We start from the raw sequence: 17464 nt of genomic DNA, 5'->3' as shown, positions 1-17464 counted from the left end.
AAAAAGGCCTCCTCGAAACTATCCAATAAATGTTTAATTACGAGGATCAAGGGTACTAGAGAAACAGAAATGTTTTACATAGTAAACATTAATAATCGTTGAGAGGGATGAAAGAATGGGAGACGATCGTCGTACGAAAGTAAATGAGAATGGTAAGGATGAACAGCTTGAACAGTATAGAGTGGAGGATGAAGGGAAGCATCTTACAACCAATCAAGGATTGAAGGTGTCAGAAGATGAGTTCTCGTTGAAAGCTGGAGAACGCGGACCTACCTTAATGGAGGATTTCCACTTCCGCGAGAAGATGACTCACTTTGATCACGAGCGCATACCAGAACGAATTGTCCATGCACGAGGTTTTGCTGCACATGGAGAGTTTGAACTCTATGACTCCTTGAAAGAATACACCAAGGCTAAATTTCTTCAGGATACTTCAACTAGAACCCCTGTTTTTGTGCGTTTTTCAACTGTAGCGGGCTCCAAGGGTTCTGCCGAAACAGTACGTGATGCACGTGGATTTGCTACCAAATTTTATACAGAAGAAGGCAATTATGATCTTGTAGGAAACAACATTCCTGTGTTCTTCATTCAAGATGCGATAAAATTCCCGGATCTTGTTCATGCACTTAAACCGGAACCTCATAATGAAATGCCTCAGGCAGCTTCTGCCCACGATACGTTCTGGGATTTTGTAGCGAATAACCAGGAGTCCGCTCATATGATCATGTGGGCGATGTCCGATCGAGCGATACCACGCAGTCTTCGTATGATGGAAGGATTCGGTGTTCATACATTCCGACTGGTAAACGCGGAGGGGAAGGCGCATTTTGTGAAATTCCACTGGAAGCCAGTATTGGGAACTCACTCTCTCGTTTGGGATGAGGCTCAGAAGATCAACGGGAAAGACCCGGACTTCCACCGCCGTGATTTGTATGAGTCCATCGAAAATGGCGATTATCCAGAGTACGAGCTGGGAGTTCAGCTCATTAAGGAAGAAGATGAGTTTAATTTTGACTTTGATGTTCTTGATCCTACCAAGCTATGGCCTGAAGAAGAAGTTCCTGTGAAAATCGTTGGGAAAATGACCCTTAATCGGAATGTGGACAATGTGTTTGCAGAAACGGAGCAAGCGGCTTTCCATCCTGGTTCCGTTGTTCCCGGGATTGATTTCTCAAATGATCCGTTATTACAAGGACGCTTATTCTCCTATACTGATACACAATTGATCCGCCTAGGTGGACCTAACTTCCATGAGCTTCCTATTAACCGACCGGTGTGCCCATTCCATAATAATCAGCGTGATGGATACGGCCGTCAAACGATTAACAAGGGTCAGGTGAGCTACCATAACAACTCACTTGCTAAAAATACACCTGCGCCTGCGAGTCAGGAAGAAGGAGGCTACACTCACTATCAGGAGAAAATGGAAGGGCGTAAAATCCGCACAAGAAGTGAAAGCTTCAAAGATCACTTCTCACAAGCTACTCTTTTCTGGAATAGCATGAGTGAGCCTGAGAAAGAGCATATCATTCAAGCCTTCAGTTTCGAGCTTGGAAAAGTGAAGAGCAAATCGGTTCAACAGCAGGTAGTCGACATGTTTGCCAATGTAAGCCTGTATTTGGCAAAAGGTTTTGCAGAAGCGATAAGCGCGAAAGTTCCTAATGGAGGAGGTTCAAAAGTAATCAAATCCTCTCCAGCCTTAAGCCAGGAAAATACGATCAAGAAACCTGCTACCCGTAAAGTAGGGGTCATCGTAGGAAACGGCTTTAAAGGGGAAGAGGTGAAAATGGTACTATCCGCTCTTAAAGAAGAAGGCACCCAGCCGGAAATCATCAGTGACAAGCTGGGGACGAGAAAAGGGGATGACGGTACGGAGCTTGAAGTGGAACATACCTTCTTAACAGGGGAATCTGTAATATTTGATAGCCTTTACGTAGTAGGCGGAGAGAAGTTAGATAAAAAGTTCTATCAAGATTCAACCTACTTTGTCAAAGAAGCGTATTCTCACTTCAAACCTATCGGTGCAACCCATGAAGGGATACACTGGTTGAAAGAAGAAGGTGTCAGCGGCTCAGGTGTGGTAACAGGGGAAGACATGAAGTCATTTGCAAAAGAATTCACAGTAGCCATTGCAGAACACCGTCATTGGGATCGCGAATTAGTATAAGATTTAATAGGAAGACAGGGGAGTAATTCTCTCTCTTTTATTTGAGAAATGAGGCTGGGGCAAAATTGTTTTAGTCTAAGTAAAACCCGAACTAACTTGCGATAAAGGAGGCAAGAAAGTTCGGGTTTTTAATTTGTTCTTGTACATTTAGATATTAAGCGCTTTCCAGCGGTTGATCGGAGTGCAAGACGAAGACTCCTGCGGGAAGAGTAGCTTATGTGAGACCCCGCAGGCTTGCCGAGGAGGCTCACGGGCTACCCGCGGAAAGCGAAGTCTTGCACGGAAATCATTAGCGGTATTAAGAACCTACACTGAAATTGTTCGTCTTTATGTCGTGGTTATTTAATTTTGTCTCAGCCTCTTTATATATATTTGGAGTCAAATCCATTTTTCCATCGTCCAAATCAATCACTTGATTCACTTCGTTATACCTACTAAACTCTTCACTCAACAGGCAAATCAGCGGTTGAAAATGAAAAAATTCCCATAAACAAAAATCTTGAAAGTCAAAAAAGGTCAAAGTATACTATGTTTATAAGGTCAAAGAAAGTCAAAGTCAAAGTCAAAGTCAAACTTAGTTTAATTGAATACTTACGACACTGACCTTATCCATCATAATCTGAAAAATATTTATATAAAATTCAACCATAGGAGGTCATGTTTAATGAAATGCCAAGTATGTCAACACAACCAAGCAACAGTTGAAGTCTATAAGCAAGTGAATGGTCACAAGTCCAGTATGAAGATGTGTTCAGCTTGCTTTCAAAAGCAGCAAACACCTTCTGGAATACATGGAGGATTTCCGTTTGATGAGTTGTTTAAAGGGATGAGCATGGGGGGAAACCCAAATCATGGTTTCCACAATCAGCAATCATCTCCTCAAACCAAAGGCGGAAATGGAGGAAATGGAGGAAATGGCGTTCTCGATCAGTTTGGACGCAATGTGACTGGAGCAGCTAAAGCTGGATTGATTGACCCTGTGATCGGGCGGGACAAAGAAGTGGACCGCGTCATTGAAATTTTGAATCGCCGTAATAAGAATAACCCGGTACTCATCGGTGAGCCCGGCGTGGGTAAAACGGCTATCGCTGAAGGGTTGGCCCTTAAAATCGTAGCAGGTGATGTTCCATCCAAGTTATTAAATAAAGAAGTGTATGTAATGGATGTTGCTTCACTAACTGCTGGTACAGGGGTTCGCGGTTCTTTTGAAGAACGTTTAAAAGCCATCATCAATGAACTTCAGAATAGACAAAACGTCATGTTATTTATTGATGAGATTCATCAATTAGTTGGAGCCGGTTCCGCTGAAGGCTCTATGGACGCAGGAAACATTCTAAAACCTGCTTTAGCCCGGGGGGAATTGCAAGTAATTGGGGCTACCACATTGAAGGAGTACCGCCAAATTGAAAAGGACGCAGCACTTGAGCGCCGCTTTCAGCAGGTCTTGGTCAATGAGCCGACACCTGAAGAAGCTATTGAAATCCTTAGAGGATTAAAAGATAAATATGAAGACTATCATGGAGTTGAGTTTACAGACGAGGCCATTGAGGCTTGTGTGAAACTATCCCATCGATATATTCAGGATCGATTCTTACCGGATAAGGCCATTGATTTAATGGATGAAGCAGGTTCTAAAGTAAATCTACAGTCAGAGGGTAAAGACAAGACTGCCCTTCTTAAAAAATTGAACGATGTAAGAGAGAAGAAGGATCTGGCAACAAAAGAAGAGAACTATGAACAAGCCGCTATCCTTCGCGATCAAGAAGCAGAATTAGAAAGACAAGTTGGTGAAGGTGGGTCAGACTCCAAAGCACTTGTAGAAAGAGAATTGATCCAGACGATCGTTGAATCGAAAACGGGTATTCCTGTTGGGAAGCTGCAAAGTGATGATCGGAAACGAATGAAAGCACTGGAAGAAAACCTGGCGGGTAAAGTAATCGGACAGGAAGAAGCAGTGAGAAAAGTAGCGAAAGCGATCCGCCGCAGCCGTGCAGGATTGAAAGCGAAGCATCGTCCAATTGGTACTTTCCTCTTTGTAGGACCAACAGGTGTAGGTAAAACAGAATTAACGAAAACACTGGCAGAAGAGTTATTCGGATCTAAGGATTCGATGCTTCGATTAGACATGAGTGAGTACATGGAAAAACACTCAGTATCTAAACTGATCGGTTCACCTCCAGGCTATGTAGGACATGAGGAATCCGGGCAATTGACTGAAAAGGTAAGAAGGAACCCTTATTCGATCATTCTCCTGGATGAAATCGAGAAAGCCCATCCGGATGTTCAGCACATGTTCTTGCAAATTCTTGAAGATGGACGACTTACAGACAGTCAGGGAAGAACGGTCAGCTTTAAAGAGACTGTGATTATCATGACAAGTAACGCAGGTGTGACGGACAAGAAGGAAGCAGTGGTCGGTTTTAATACAGGGGGTACAGATGCGATTAAAGAAACGAATATTCTTCAATCACTCGGTGCCTACTTTAAGCCGGAGTTCCTGAACCGTTTTGACAGCATCATTGAATTTGGATCTCTTGAAAGAGAAGAGCTTCTTCAAATTCTTGATCTAATGCTGGTCGAGTTGCAAGTTGAACTTAAAGAGCAGGGGATTACTGTAACCATTGACGAAGATGCGAAGAGTAAACTCGTTGAGCTGGGATATCATCCTGATTTCGGTGCACGCCCTTTACGTCGTGTGATCCAGGAAAGAGTGGAAGATAAAATCGCTGATTTACTTCTTGATGAAGATGGCATAACGGACGTAGTCATTTCACTCGAAAACGATGAGATCATCGTCAAATAAGAAAAGAAGCATCCTTTAATGGGTGCTTCTCTTTCTATTCTTTCCTCTTTAAAAAAGCGATAAATACTGCCATAGCGAAATAAACTCCCAAAACCAAGACAATAAAAACAGGTGTAGGAAAAGAAATCATAGAAACACCTTCATTTTAAATCATGGAACGATGGATGGAATATCAATAAAAGGATAGCGATAATTGGAACAGATAATATGATGGCAAGTAAAGGCCTTTTATGGTGTAATCCTAAGATTGAAAACATGATGAAATTAAAAATGGCAGACCATCCTAAATTCCAGCCATTTTCATAAAGAAACAGTCCTTTTTTATGAAATATGTATTCCAATAATGTGAAGTAAGAAATCCAGAAGGTAAGATATAGCCATTTCTTTTTTCTATATGGAAAATAACGAAGAAAGATCATGATGACTACAGGAATGATAAGAAAAGTGAAAACGAGATCAATAAATGTATGATTAAGCCAGTCTACAGTAACAGCTTTATATTCCCAAAGTGTGTGGTTATAAAAGATCACGTTGTATGTAAGATTACAAATAATATAATATTGGACCGTTGGATAAAAATCCTTCCAGCGTTTCCAATCAACAAAGAGCTTTGCGAATATCAAATAAACAACCACTACCAGTAATAGATACATTCGGGTACAATCCTTGTTTTTATTAGTCAGTATGGACGTAGCGTAAAAAGAATAGACATTCTGGACAGATAAAGTGCCTGATTCACATTGAATCAGGCACTTTAATTAGAGTATCTATTCCATTTCTGACAGCACTTTATCAATCGCTTGGGCAACCCCATGATCTGTATTGATGCCGGTGACCCAGTCAGCGGCTTTTTTCACAGTTTCCTGTGCGTTCCCCATAGCCACTCCGAAACCGGCTTCACGAATCATGGCTATATCATTCATACTGTCCCCGACCGCCATGACTTGTTCCATGGACAGGTCCAGCCATTTGCATACTTTCACCAATGCCGCTGCCTTATTGACCCCTGCAGGATTGATTTCAATATTCGTCGGCGAAGAATTTGTGATTTCCAGTGCTTCATTTTTCAACAGTTCGTCCATCATGACTTTCCGTACGTCATCGTCCTGAATATCGAAACCAAACTTCAACCAGTTATAGGTATCGATCTCTTGATCAAAAGGCTTGTTCGTATTGAAAAGTCCTTGGGAAGTAGAAGACCAGAAGTAGACACCATGCTCTTCTTTTAATTTCCAAAGTTGTTTCACAAGAGCAAGATCAAGTGGGATGCTGTCTACTAGATTGTATTCATGATCGTAAATTTCCCCGCCATTCACGGTCACCAGATAAGATGAACGTCCAAGCTCATCTGAAATATCCCGGCATGTGGGAAGGGAGCGGCCAGTACTTAACACCACATGAATACCTTTCTCCTTCGCACGCTGAATGGCTTGTGCGTTTTCAGGAGATACTTCTCCTTCGTGATTGACCAGTGTTCCATCCATATCCAAGGCAATTAATCTTATATCCATTATACCTATCACGTCCTTCTATTAATTCATATCCAGTGTAATATAATTCGAGCAAATCTTCTAGGAAGCCGACTTGATGAAGGTATTATTTCCTAAGTACTGTACTTCATATTACAATAGAAAAGAATTTATATTTGAGAGGAAGAGAACAATAGAGTCTACATATGAAAAGGGTGAGTGAATTAGCATGAAACATTTTACAGAACGAGTGGTGAAAATCATACAGAGCATTCCTTCTGGAAAAGTGATGACGTACGGTCAAATCGCTTTATTGGCAGGTAGTCCAAGAGCTGCCAGGCAGGTCGTACGGATTCTTCATTCCATGAGTGAAAAGTATAAACTTCCCTGGCACCGGGTTTTGAATAGCAAAGGGGAAATTGGCTTCCAGGATGAAGAGCATGCGATGACCCAAAGGCTATGTTTGGAAGCTGAGGGGATTCATTTTATAGGGAAGAATCGGATTAGGTTAGAGGAGTATCAGTATTTGTCTGAACACCTACATTGATTGTAAAAAAGGTAACCTATATTTCAAGGTTACCTTTTTTTGTTAATTCAGCTGTCCATTCCTAAGTCTCTTCAGCCAACGTTTTTGTCGGGAGCTGATAAACAAATAACCAACTAGACTTAATCCAGATACCACGGAACTACCTTGCCAAATGAGGTTCACATCCAACCCCAATCCTGTGAAGGCACCAACGCCACCGAAGAGCAGAAGGATGAAAGCCTGCTTCTTTTGGTTTTCAAATACCACAAACTGGAACTCATTTTGCTGATGATGGTCCTTTTGTTCAAGCGCTTTTTCTGGTACATCCAACAACTGCCGGACTTTCTGAACAGTCTGAAAGAGAGGTTGGGCACTGACCCATTTCATAAGGATCTCCCACTTGTTTGAGTTACTATCCTTTACCCAATCCATGAAGGCGGGTTTGACCACATCGAGGATTTCTTCATCGGGACTCAATGTATGAACAAGTCCTTCTATAGTTGCAAAAGAACGGCCTAAAAAGATGAAACGGGTAGGCACTTGTATAGGTAATGATTTCACCATATCATTTATTTCTTTCTTCACGGTTAGCAGATCCATCTGTTTGAACTGCTCCATATCGAGTGTGACAAATTCCTTCAGCACGGGTTCGATCGTTTTCGGACTTGCATCAGGAAGCAAGAAACCTAATTCAGCCAGCGCTTCTGCTGCTTTTCGGAAATTCTTTAGAAGGATTCCTTCCAGAAGATCTTGAAAGTGAGTGGAATCCCTCTTGGAAATTTCCCCGATCATTCCGTAATCCAGAAGAACGAAGGTACCATCCGGCTGAAGCAGTATATTCCCTGCATGTGGGTCGGCATGGAAAATTCCCGGCTTGAGCCATTGGGGAAGGAAGAGGCGAAACAATTCCTGAGCTAGCTTCTGCCCGTCCAATCCATACGACTCAAATGCTTTTTTGTCATTCAATCGAACGCCATCCACCCACTCCATCACCAATACTTTATCTGTACAAAGTTCAGGATACATAGCAGGAATCTTCACGTTAGAATGGTCCTTGAACCGTTGTTTGAACGAAATAGCGGTGCTCATTTCTTTTGAAAAGTCGAGCTCTTGTTCGATGACTTGCTTTAATTCCTGATAAAGCATCTTGAAATCAATGAACCCCTTGGGAACTGGAGCGAATCGTCGAGCGAACCAAATAATGATGGCAAGGGAACGGAAATCCGTCTTCACCAGGGAAGGAATCTCAGGGCGCTGCACCTTTATAGCCGCTTGGGTACCATCTAACAGCGTCGCTTTGTAAACTTCTCCTATTGAAGCTGAAGCAACAGCTTCCGATTCGATTGCCTGTACCTTAGTAGTCACAGAGCTGTTCCATTCACGTTCCAGAACCTTTTCAATCTCCTTCCATGGTGAAGGAGGAACATGATCGACCAAATCCTGTATTTGATTGATAAATCCTCTCGGAAGCAAATCCTCACGTATACTAAGTAGTTGGCCAACTTTGATCAAAACACCATTTAACTCAAATAAAGTCTCTTTAAACTCTTTTCCAATGCGCTCCCAAAGCTTATCTTTCTCCCATTGGGACTTACCGCGGATACGGTACCAATAGACTCTCACCACGATGGAAAGCGCCAGTGATAATACCTTCCACATTCTCCAAAGCTTCTTCTCTGATTTCATCGTTTCATCCCCCGTAATCGGACTGTCTAGTTCTATTATGTAATACGGATAAAAAAGAAGAAAGTTTCTCTCTACCTAATCATCAAAATATTTCATTTCTAATTGGGATTTAATGGTAAAATATACGCAATTTAATATTTTGAATAATCTCATTAAAAGAATTCTAACAATACCAAAGGATGTGAATCACAAAATGAGCGGGTTTTAATACAAAAAAGACGAGCCTGATCTAGCACCCGGTGGAATTTTTATCGTAGACAGCGTAGACGAATAATATGAACAACATCAAGAAAAACTTCATTTCATAAAAACTCCATGTGATATTCCCTGAAAGGTACCGGAAATTCATTTTCACCTAATAATTTCAAGAAACAAACCATACACTTACCGTTTTTGACACCTTTGTGAACTACTTAAAAGCCTATTGTAATAAGGATGGAGAAGAGGTATATTATAAGTGCAAAGAACATGTGAATCATTTCACAAGCAAAGCAGCTATCTTATTAAAAACCATCAAAAACTTTGATCAACTGTTTTTTTTAATCACCCTTGTGAAATATTTCACAATATACATTAAAAAGGAGATGATTCATCATGAGATGGTGGGAAAATCAAAAGGTGAGCATAGTTTGGGCAGTGATTAGAATTTGGTTGGGCATTCAGTGGCTGGAAGCGGGTTGGCATAAGGTGAACGACGGTTTTGATGCAAGCGGCTTCTTGCAAGGAGCATTGGCTAAGGCGACAGGAGATCATCCAGCCGTTCAAGGGTGGTACGCAGAATTCCTAAAAGGGTTCGCAATACCGAATGTCGATTTATTCAATATCTTGATTCCTTGGGGAGAAATGCTGGTAGGTGTTGGCTTGATTGTCGGATTCATGACAATACCGGCGCTACTCGCAGGTGCCTTCATGAACTTAAATTTCTTATTAGCGGGAACAGTGAGCACGAATCCAGTTCTCTACACAGTTGCCATCATCCTTCTTTTTGCCGGTAGAGGGGCTTTCTGTTGGGGAGCTGACCGCTGGGTGATCCCATACATGAAACATATGGTTCTTCCTAAAGGCAAACAGCATAAAAAGCCTATGCTGGTGTGATAGTACGTCTAATTAAAACCACCCATGCTGTTCGCTCATGGGTGGTTTCTTAATGACCTATCTTTTTTTACCTACCGGGATCGCTCTATTGGTTTTTCTTCACTCGTACTCGCTGGTTAGCAGCATTGGCGCGAGCTTGTGCTTCCATATCAGCCTGGTCGGCAAGTTCACGTGAGAACTCTTCGTCAACACCGTCAGATTTGAGCTGAGCGGGTGTTTGAGGCAAGCTGTTTTTGTTTCCTCGTTTACTATTTCCGCGTGATCTGCCCAATATGAACATCCCCTTTTCAGTTGGTTAAAAAATAAAGGTACAGACTAAGGAGTCTGTACCTTTATTCTTCTTCAAAGTAAGTGTTTTTAGTTAGGTAATAATTGTCTATCTATGGGCTTTGGAGCTGAAGCCGCCTGCGCGATCAGCTGCTTTGAATTCTCGTGAATACTTTACTTCCTGTGCACTGGATAGAACCGATTTGGTTTTGTCTTTCTTTTTCTTATTATCCATTCGTATGTACATCCCTTCTTTTCAAGATTAGTTCTATTTTTGCCTTGAAAGGAAGGGGGCATACCTGTGATTTAATGATAAATGTCAATCAGTGCACTTTTTAATTCAGGGTATTCAAATTGAAAACCGTTTTCTGAAAGGACACTCGGAAGTACTTTTTGGCCTTCTAGCACTAAGGCGCTCATTTCACCCATTGCTACTTTTAAAGCAAGGGAAGGGACAGGAATCCAGTGTGGCCTGCCAAGTACGGCGCCGAGGGTTTTTCCAAACTCTCTCATGGTAACGGGAGAAGGTGCTGTCACATTTACCGGTCCCGAGATGGATTCTGTTTCAGCAATGAAATGCACCGCTCTTGCGATGTCTTTTATATGGACCCACGACATCCATTGGTCCCCGGAACCAACCTTTCCTCCTACAAACATTTTATAAGGAAGAGCGATTCGGGGGAGGGCTCCTTCGTCTTTCCCGAGAATAATTCCAAAACGTGCATATGCAACCCGGATGCCCAGCTGATTCGCCTTGCTCGCTTCTTTTTCCCATATTTGAACGGTTTCTCCTAAAAAGTTGTCTGCCGTTTCCGTTGAGGCTTCCGTATACGTCTTCGTTCTTGAAGAAGGATAGTAGCCGATTGCACTTGCGTTAATAAGACACGCCGGTTTCTCTTTCAGTGCCTTAATAATGTTCATTACCTCTTGAGTTGAATTGATCCGGCTATTGATGATTCGTTTCTTACGCTCATCCGTCCAGCGGCCGCTGTTGATGGACTCCCCTGCAAGATTAATGAAGGCTTGGATTCCTTCGAGGTCCTCTTCGGGTTTCGCCCCGTCGGATAGCCAGTTTACGTAGGTAACACCTGAACGATTGTCGTATTTATCTGGATTTCGAGTAAGTATCATGACTTCGTGATGGTGTTCGAGAAGTTCCTCCGTCAGAGCCTGCCCGACAAAACCCGTACCACCTGTTATAGCGATCTTCATCATCATCCCTCCAATACTTATTATTTTACCTATCTACAGAATAAAAAACATATGCTGAATGTGTTAGGATTACTATGAGGTGGAAAAAATGGGCAAGATTACGAAAATAACGAAGCAAGTAAAGAACGATGAGCGTTACAATTTATTTATAGATGGAAAATATGCCTTCAGTGTCGATGAAGCAGTACTGGCGAAGTTCCAGCTTAGAAAAGGTTTGGAAGTGGATGAGCTTGAGATTTCGGAGCTTCAATACGAAGACGATGTGAAAAAAGCATTCAATAAAGCCATTCAGTATTTAGCCTATCGCATGCGTACGGAAAAAGAAATCAGGGACCATTTACAAGAAGGTGATCCTGAAGATGGCGTCATACAGGAAGTGATTCATAAATTAAATGATATTAAATACATCAATGATTTAGAATTCGCTCAAGCATTTGTCGGGACTCACATGAATACCTCTGATAAGGGGCCGACCTGGATTCGGGGGGAATTAAGGAGAAAAGGGGTGGATGACCCTTATATCGAAGAGGCTCTTTCTCCATTTACCGAAGAGAAGCAGGTGGATAAAGCGGTATGTCTCACCGAAAAACTCCTTCAAAAATACCGGAAAGATTCAAAGATGATCGCCAAGCAAAAAATTGAGCAGAATTTGATGCGAAAAGGATATCCGGGTTCTGTCATGAAAATTGTCTGGGAGACAGTAGAATCTGATCGGGATGACGATGAAAAATGGGATGCCGTCTATCACCAAGGATTAAAGGCTCATAGAAAGCTGAGTTCAAAGTATGAGGGATACGAGTATGTCCAGAAAATGAAACAGACCTTGTATCGAAAAGGTTTCTCTATGGAGGACATCGAAAGACTTTTGGAAGAACTAAAAGAAAACGAAGAATGATTTGATGTTTTCAAGATAGATTGAACTATAGGGGTATGACAAGGGGGAATTCCTGTGGAGATTTTCACGCTTCTGTTTGCTGGTTTAACACTTCTGCTTCTCATCGGTACGACTAAAAAATTCAAGTTTTACACAGGTGGAATTATCGTGGGGGCAGCCGCACTATTTATCAGTGGTGAAATCATCATTAAAGTCCAAACCGGATTCTATACTCTGGGGAAGCAAGAATGGTATAACCAAGGGTACGCCGAAACCATGGGAAAATGGGTGATGCCATTTTTTCTCTTAGGGGTGGCAATCTTCCTCATCCTCGTGAACATCCGGATGATCCAGCAGTTTCTCAAAAGAAAAGACGGTATCCGCTGGGTGTGGATGGCATTTGTCGTGGTGATTGATGTCTTCGCTGTATTTTTTGTGCCTGTTTTATTATTTGTTGTGGCCTTTATGTTCTTCCCGTTTGCTCCATAATTGACAAAAGTGTTTTAGCCTAACTAAAACCCGAACTAATTCATTTTAAGTGGCAAATTAGTTCGGGTTTTTAATTTGTTCAAATGGACATTTAGTTGTAGCTCTTTCTAGCGGTTGATTGGAGTGCAAGACGAAGACTCCTGCGGGAAGAGGAGCTTATGTGAGACCCCGCAGGCTTGCCGAGGAGGATCACGGGCTACCCGCGGAAAGCGAAGTCTTGCACGGAAATCATTAGCGCTATTAAGTGCCTACACTGAAATGTTCGTCTTTATTTGGTGGATTTTAGTTTTGTCCCAGCCTCTATTTAGGTTTATTTTTTAGATTCAATGACGATTTCGTCTTTTTCTTTGTATTCATTCATAATAAATTCCGCAACTTCTTTAGGAGAGCGCAGCCTTGAAGGATCACTGATATGGTCACTGTTCTCCCAGAATGGGGTATCCATCCCACCCATATATGCATTCACGATGCGAAGATTCGAATCTTCGTACTCCTTCTGTAAACTTTCACCAAATCCTCTGAGGGCAAACTTGCTCGCTACATACAATGATTCGTTCTTTTTACCTCTAAGACCAGCTGTTGAAATAATGTTAATGATTGTACTGCTCCCTGGATCAAGTCGATTCAGAAGTGCCTTGGTAAGTCGAATGGGACCCAGTGCATTTGTTTCAAACATGCTTACTAATTCCTCATCGTCTGAATCCTTGAAGGAGCCGAAATAGCCTACCCCTGCGTTATGTATGAGTAATTCAACATTATAATCATTAAGATAATGTTTGCCAAATTGTTGAATGTCATGAGTTGAACGAATATCCAACGTGGCAAATGAAACCTGTCCGCCCATGCTTTCAATTTCTGATGCAGCTTCTTTTAATCGGTCTTCCGTTCGGCCAAGAAGGAAGATATGATATCCATTCTGGCTAAGCAGTTTTCCTAATTCTTTTCCAAGGCCGGATCCTCCGCCTGTGATGATGGCTGTTTTCATGATGGTGTCATCCTTTCTGGTGAATTTGGTTAGATAATTATCTTGGAGTAAGGGCCCTTCATATGCTTGTCAGGGCTGACCAAGCCGCTTCCGCTTTTCTTATTGTATCATTTTCTCTATACTACTATTAGTAGAGGTGATGAAGAATGGAACAAGAGAGAAGATATAGTGAGATGACGGAGCACGAGCTGAAGCAGGAAATTGCTTCGTTGAAAGAGAAGGCGAGAAAAGCTGAACAGCTGGGTATTGTGAATGAGTTTGCCGTATTGGAGCGGAAGGCTCTTATGGCACAGTCTTATTTAATGGATCCTGATAGCTATAAGCCTGGTGGAATCTACGCGATAGAAGGGGATCCCGGTACATATTTCAAAGTGGACTACTTAAACGGAGTATTCGCCTGGGGATATCGCTTGGGTGGCGATGGAAAAGAAGAAGCTCTTCCTATCTCCCTTTTAGCTGGAGAAAAGAAATAATGAAGAGGTCCGTCAATAGGGACGGACCTCGGAATCAGTCTAGGAACGCTTGCGTGTCTGGTTCTCTAGGATGATTAAGTCTTGAGTTTGTGTGGTTTGTCCATTAGCTTGGGAATGGGCATGCTTTGGGTTGTAGAATGCCTTGTTAAATGGACTACTGTACTTATTTCGGTAAAAGTTGTTTTTCATGTTTGCCATCGTAACTACCCCCTAAACAAATTTCACTTCATTAAAGTGAGTCGTGATCTCTTTCTCCAGAAGCTTTCATACGTTCTTGAGGATGGGTATTGATGGTGCCGTTAGCCCTTTTAGATGCAAATTCCGCTTTAGCTCTCGGTTCACCTTCGAATTTATTGTTATTCATGTTAGGGAACCCTGTCGTTTTATTTCGCATAAAGTGCCTCCTAAAAGGTGAATTTTCTGACTCATACCGTGAAGAAGCAAAGGTTCACAACTAAGCTTAACCACGTACTAATAGTATGGGTGAATCGGTGTACATTATCATAAAAGCGGGGGTTAAATATATGGAAAAGGAGGAGACAAAATGGAGTCAACATTCCACGAATTAACACAATTGTTAATTGAAAAAAATAAAAAGCTCTCGTATGAAAAAGCGAGAACCTGGATCGAACTTGTTTGGGAAGATTTTGAAGCAACATACGCAAAAGCAGGTTATGATTATAAAGGGAAAGCAGTAACGGAAAAAGTCGTTCGCCAATGGGTCAATACATACGGAGAACAAATCCACGAATTTGCTGCACAAAACCCTAAATACAAACACCTGATCGACGACAAAGATGATGATTTAGTGCATTAAAGTGATGAGGGACGGACCTTGAAAAGGTCCGTCCCTCACTGCTTTAATCGATTAAAATGTCGATGTCGACTTTTGAGCGGAGTTTTTCTTCGCTGAAGACCCATCCTGTGTAGGAGCTGACGATGTTCAGGTCTTTGTCGAGCTGTACCAGGGCGACAAAGGGATAGTGTCCATTATTTCTGTAGCGAAGATCGATGAAGCGTACTTCAAAGTGATCATCGTATTCGTCCAATTCCCAGCGGAAAACCGGGGAAAATGAAAGAAAGGCTGCGAGATTTTTATCTTTCTTAGCAGCGTGGATTACTGGATTTTCAGGAATCGGTATACGTTCAAATTTATCAAAAATCGTAATCGACCGTCTGAATGCCCGTGCGACATAATAATGTTCCTTAGTCACAATCGCAAGGCGCCATTGGAAAAATCGAATCGTAGGTGAAACGATGATTTTTTCTGCTTTAGGGATTCTTCTCTTCACCGCATTTTTCACAGCTTTTTGAACTTGAAACCTCAATACATAATAAGCAAAAATCACAATGTACATGACCAAAAAGGTCTTTCCGGGTGGTAATCCTATGCCCCAAAGGATCAATCCCCCAATATGAATCCCGAAAATAATCGGGTCAAACGTGTTAATGACCCCTAAAGCGACCCATCTCGACGAAATCGGCCTTATTGCCTGGGTCCCATAGGCGTTGAAAATGTCGACAAATACATGGAGGAATACGGCCACAAATGTCCAAATCCATAAATGAAGCAAATCTGCCCCCGGGAAAAATGGATAAAGACAAGCGACAATTAAAAGCGGCCAAAAAGCAACGGCTGGAATGCTATGGGTGATGCCTCGGTGATGACGTATATAAACGGCATTATTGCGTAATTTCAAAACGGTATCAATGTCTGGTATTTGAGAGCCGATGACTGCTGCAATCAGCACACTTTGAGAAGTGGCTGCACTTTCAGCAACAACGGGATCCAGGGTGGCTAAGCCCCCTAGAGCGAAACCCATGACGATATGAGTGCCTGTATCCAAAAAAAGTCCTCCCTTGGCTCGCATTTCTTTGTTTTCTTTATGACTTGTATTCATTTTTGAACATGATATGGTTAAAAGGAGTTTATTTCAATGAAAAACACTTTACACATTTACTTAGAATATGAAATAAGACCAAACTTCCAACCTCAATATAAGCAGATTATGAACAATATAGTAGAGACATTACCGCAATACGACGCCTGTAATATCAAATGGGAAAAGTCTGAAGCCGACTCTAATCGTTACATCGAACGGTTTATTGTGCCAACGGAATCCCATTTCCATGTTTTGAAACGTTTACGGACTTCCCGTCGTCATTTATTATTTGGATTATTAGACGAATGTATTTGTGGAGGGTTAAAAGAAATAAACCTTGTTGGCTTAAAAACCCAGCCTTAATTATTTATTCCCTATTAAACGTAACATTTAACATCCTGGAGGTACAAAATTGACTGAAGAACCATTAAAACATTTACAAACCATCAACCGTGAGGAGTTCCAGAATAATTTACTATCATGGTTTTCAAGAGAACAGCGCGATCTTCCATGGAGGAGAGATCAAGATCCATATAAAGTGTGGGTATCTGAAATCATGCTTCAGCAAACAAGAGTGGATACGGTCATACCTTATTTTAACCGATTCATCGAGAAATTTCCTACCATAGATGCTCTGGCTACAGCAGACGAAGAAGATGTGCTGAAAGCATGGGAAGGACTCGGATATTATTCGAGAGTCAGAAATCTTCAATCTGCTGTAAAAGAAGTGAGTGAAAAGTATGAAGGAATCGTCCCGGATACACCGAAAGAAATATCGTCATTAAAAGGTGTGGGACCATACACTGCTGGGGCGATTTTGAGTATTGCCTACAGCAAACCGGAGCCTGCTGTCGACGGAAATGTCATGAGGGTATTTTCAAGGATCCTCTCCATCTGGCTCGATATTGCCAAACCTGCTTCACGCAAGGTATTTGAACAAGCCGTCAAAAATTTAATTTCTGAAGAGAACCCCTCCTACTTCAATCAAGCACTGATGGAGCTTGGAGCACTGATTTGCACACCGACATCCCCATCCTGCTTATTATGTCCTGTCCGGGAGCACTGTCAAGCATTTGAAGAAGGAGTGCAAACAGAACTGCCAATTAAATCGAAAAAGAAATCTGCACGTAAAATGAATATGGCGGCAGCCGTTCTGTTTACGGAAGATGATCGAGTAGTTATCCACAAACGCCCGAGTAAAGGGCTGCTCGCTAATTTATGGGAATTCCCTAATTTTGAAGTTGGAAATTCAAGCAGTGGCCGAAAGCAATTGCTTGATTTAATGGAGGAAGAATACAAGGTAGATTGCTCATTAAAAGCAGGGGTTGTCACGAAAATCCAGCATATATTCTCTCACATAGTTTGGGATATTGAAGTATATGTTGGTTCTATCGACAGCATTACTCTCGATGCCACCGACCTGATTGCCGTTACGACCGATGAATTAGAGAAATATGCCTTTCCCGTTTCCCATCAGAAAATTTGGAAGGAAGCCCGAGTAGGAATACTACAGAAATAAAAAAGAGCAGCCGGGT

Annotated in this window: 20 protein-coding genes; 10 read left to right on the top strand and 10 right to left on the bottom strand. The window is 41.9% G+C overall.

The window, feature by feature from the left end:
* Positions 1-115 precede the first annotated feature (115 nt).
* Positions 116-2167, top strand: a complete 2052-nt coding sequence (locus F0342_RS19195; protein WP_149157463.1) for a catalase — start codon at positions 116-118, stop codon at positions 2165-2167.
* 664 nt (positions 2168-2831) lie between these two features.
* Positions 2832-4970, top strand: coding sequence for an ATP-dependent Clp protease ATP-binding subunit (locus F0342_RS19190; RefSeq protein WP_149157462.1), 2139 nt, complete (start codon positions 2832-2834; stop codon positions 4968-4970).
* Positions 4971-5110: 140 nt separating this feature from the next.
* Here F0342_RS19190 and F0342_RS19185 read toward each other — a convergent pair whose 3' ends face one another.
* Both F0342_RS19185 and F0342_RS19180 read right to left on the bottom strand, forming a co-directional pair.
* Positions 5111-5623: a CBO0543 family protein gene (locus tag F0342_RS19185; RefSeq protein WP_149157461.1), complete on the bottom strand. Its 513-nt coding sequence runs from the start codon at positions 5621-5623 to the stop codon at positions 5111-5113.
* A gap of 114 nt (positions 5624-5737) precedes the next feature.
* The gene (locus tag F0342_RS19180) at positions 5738-6481 is read right to left on the bottom strand and encodes a Cof-type HAD-IIB family hydrolase (RefSeq protein ID WP_149157460.1); all 744 of its coding nucleotides are present in this window, start codon (positions 6479-6481) and stop codon (positions 5738-5740) included.
* 187 nt (positions 6482-6668) lie between these two features.
* Here F0342_RS19180 and F0342_RS19175 point away from each other — a divergent pair, with 187 nt between their 5' ends.
* The gene (locus tag F0342_RS19175) at positions 6669-6986 is read left to right on the top strand and encodes an MGMT family protein (RefSeq protein WP_149157459.1); all 318 of its coding nucleotides are present in this window, start codon (positions 6669-6671) and stop codon (positions 6984-6986) included.
* 42 nt (positions 6987-7028) lie between these two features.
* Here F0342_RS19175 and F0342_RS19170 read toward each other — a convergent pair whose 3' ends face one another.
* A complete protein-coding gene (locus F0342_RS19170) occupies positions 7029-8651 on the bottom strand; it encodes an ABC1 kinase family protein (protein WP_149157458.1) in 1623 nt (540 codons plus the stop codon).
* A gap of 594 nt (positions 8652-9245) precedes the next feature.
* Here F0342_RS19170 and F0342_RS19165 point away from each other — a divergent pair.
* Complete coding sequence (locus tag F0342_RS19165; RefSeq protein WP_149157457.1) at positions 9246-9746, top strand: DoxX family protein; 501 nt, start codon at positions 9246-9248, stop codon at positions 9744-9746.
* Between the two features lie 85 nt (positions 9747-9831).
* Here F0342_RS19165 and F0342_RS19160 read toward each other — a convergent pair whose 3' ends face one another.
* From F0342_RS19160 to F0342_RS19150, 3 genes are all read right to left on the bottom strand, one after another.
* Positions 9832-10026 (bottom strand): YfhD family protein, encoded by a 195-nt coding sequence (locus F0342_RS19160; protein ID WP_426891941.1) that lies wholly within the window; start codon positions 10024-10026, stop codon positions 9832-9834.
* 96 nt (positions 10027-10122) lie between these two features.
* Entirely contained in the window at positions 10123-10248 is a 126-nt protein-coding gene (locus F0342_RS19155; protein ID WP_149157455.1) for a YfhE family protein, read from the bottom strand.
* Between the two features lie 71 nt (positions 10249-10319).
* The gene (locus F0342_RS19150; protein WP_149157454.1) at positions 10320-11225 is read right to left on the bottom strand and encodes a TIGR01777 family oxidoreductase; all 906 of its coding nucleotides are present in this window, start codon (positions 11223-11225) and stop codon (positions 10320-10322) included.
* 88 nt (positions 11226-11313) lie between these two features.
* On the opposite strand from F0342_RS19150, the gene recX reads away from it, so the two are divergent.
* Both recX and F0342_RS19140 read left to right on the top strand, forming a co-directional pair.
* On the top strand, positions 11314-12120 hold the full coding sequence (gene recX, locus F0342_RS19145; RefSeq protein ID WP_149157453.1) for a recombination regulator RecX: 807 nt from the start codon (positions 11314-11316) through the stop codon (positions 12118-12120).
* A gap of 54 nt (positions 12121-12174) precedes the next feature.
* Positions 12175-12588 (top strand): hypothetical protein, encoded by a 414-nt coding sequence (locus F0342_RS19140; RefSeq protein WP_149157452.1) that lies wholly within the window; start codon positions 12175-12177, stop codon positions 12586-12588.
* 310 nt (positions 12589-12898) lie between these two features.
* Here the strand turns inward: F0342_RS19140 and F0342_RS19130 are convergent, their stop codons facing one another.
* The gene (locus F0342_RS19130; RefSeq protein WP_149157450.1) at positions 12899-13573 is read right to left on the bottom strand and encodes an SDR family NAD(P)-dependent oxidoreductase; all 675 of its coding nucleotides are present in this window, start codon (positions 13571-13573) and stop codon (positions 12899-12901) included.
* Between the two features lie 146 nt (positions 13574-13719).
* On the opposite strand from F0342_RS19130, the gene F0342_RS19125 reads away from it, so the two are divergent.
* Positions 13720-14046, top strand: a complete 327-nt coding sequence (locus F0342_RS19125) for a YfhH family protein (protein WP_149157449.1) — start codon at positions 13720-13722, stop codon at positions 14044-14046.
* 39 nt (positions 14047-14085) lie between these two features.
* Here the strand turns inward: F0342_RS19125 and F0342_RS19120 are convergent, their stop codons facing one another.
* Positions 14086-14244, bottom strand: a complete 159-nt coding sequence (locus tag F0342_RS19120) for a YpzG family protein (protein WP_082051311.1) — start codon at positions 14242-14244, stop codon at positions 14086-14088.
* 31 nt (positions 14245-14275) lie between these two features.
* A complete protein-coding gene (locus tag F0342_RS19115) occupies positions 14276-14440 on the bottom strand; it encodes a small, acid-soluble spore protein K (protein WP_044339716.1) in 165 nt (54 codons plus the stop codon).
* 150 nt (positions 14441-14590) lie between these two features.
* Between F0342_RS19115 and F0342_RS19110 the strand changes: the two genes are divergently transcribed.
* The gene (locus F0342_RS19110) at positions 14591-14863 is read left to right on the top strand and encodes a YfhJ family protein (protein WP_149157448.1); all 273 of its coding nucleotides are present in this window, start codon (positions 14591-14593) and stop codon (positions 14861-14863) included.
* Positions 14864-14906: 43 nt separating this feature from the next.
* Here the strand turns inward: F0342_RS19110 and F0342_RS19105 are convergent, their stop codons facing one another.
* On the bottom strand, positions 14907-15893 hold the full coding sequence (locus tag F0342_RS19105; protein WP_149157447.1) for a metal-dependent hydrolase: 987 nt from the start codon (positions 15891-15893) through the stop codon (positions 14907-14909).
* A 90-nt stretch (positions 15894-15983) separates the two neighbouring features.
* On the opposite strand from F0342_RS19105, the gene F0342_RS19100 reads away from it, so the two are divergent.
* Both F0342_RS19100 and mutY read left to right on the top strand, forming a co-directional pair.
* Positions 15984-16292 carry a hypothetical protein gene (locus F0342_RS19100; protein ID WP_149157446.1) on the top strand — a complete coding sequence of 103 codons (309 nt, stop codon included), beginning with the start codon at positions 15984-15986 and terminating at the stop codon, positions 16290-16292.
* Between the two features lie 49 nt (positions 16293-16341).
* Positions 16342-17448, top strand: a complete 1107-nt coding sequence (mutY, locus tag F0342_RS19095) for an A/G-specific adenine glycosylase (protein ID WP_149157445.1) — start codon at positions 16342-16344, stop codon at positions 17446-17448.
* Positions 17449-17464 lie beyond the last annotated feature (16 nt).

This window comes from Bacillus sp. CH30_1T, assembly GCF_008364765.1.
In the GTDB taxonomy this organism is placed as follows: Bacteria; Bacillota; Bacilli; order Bacillales; family Bacillaceae_B; genus Rossellomorea.
Note: the sequence above shows the minus strand (reverse complement) of the source record. Positions and strands in the feature narration are given on the sequence as shown.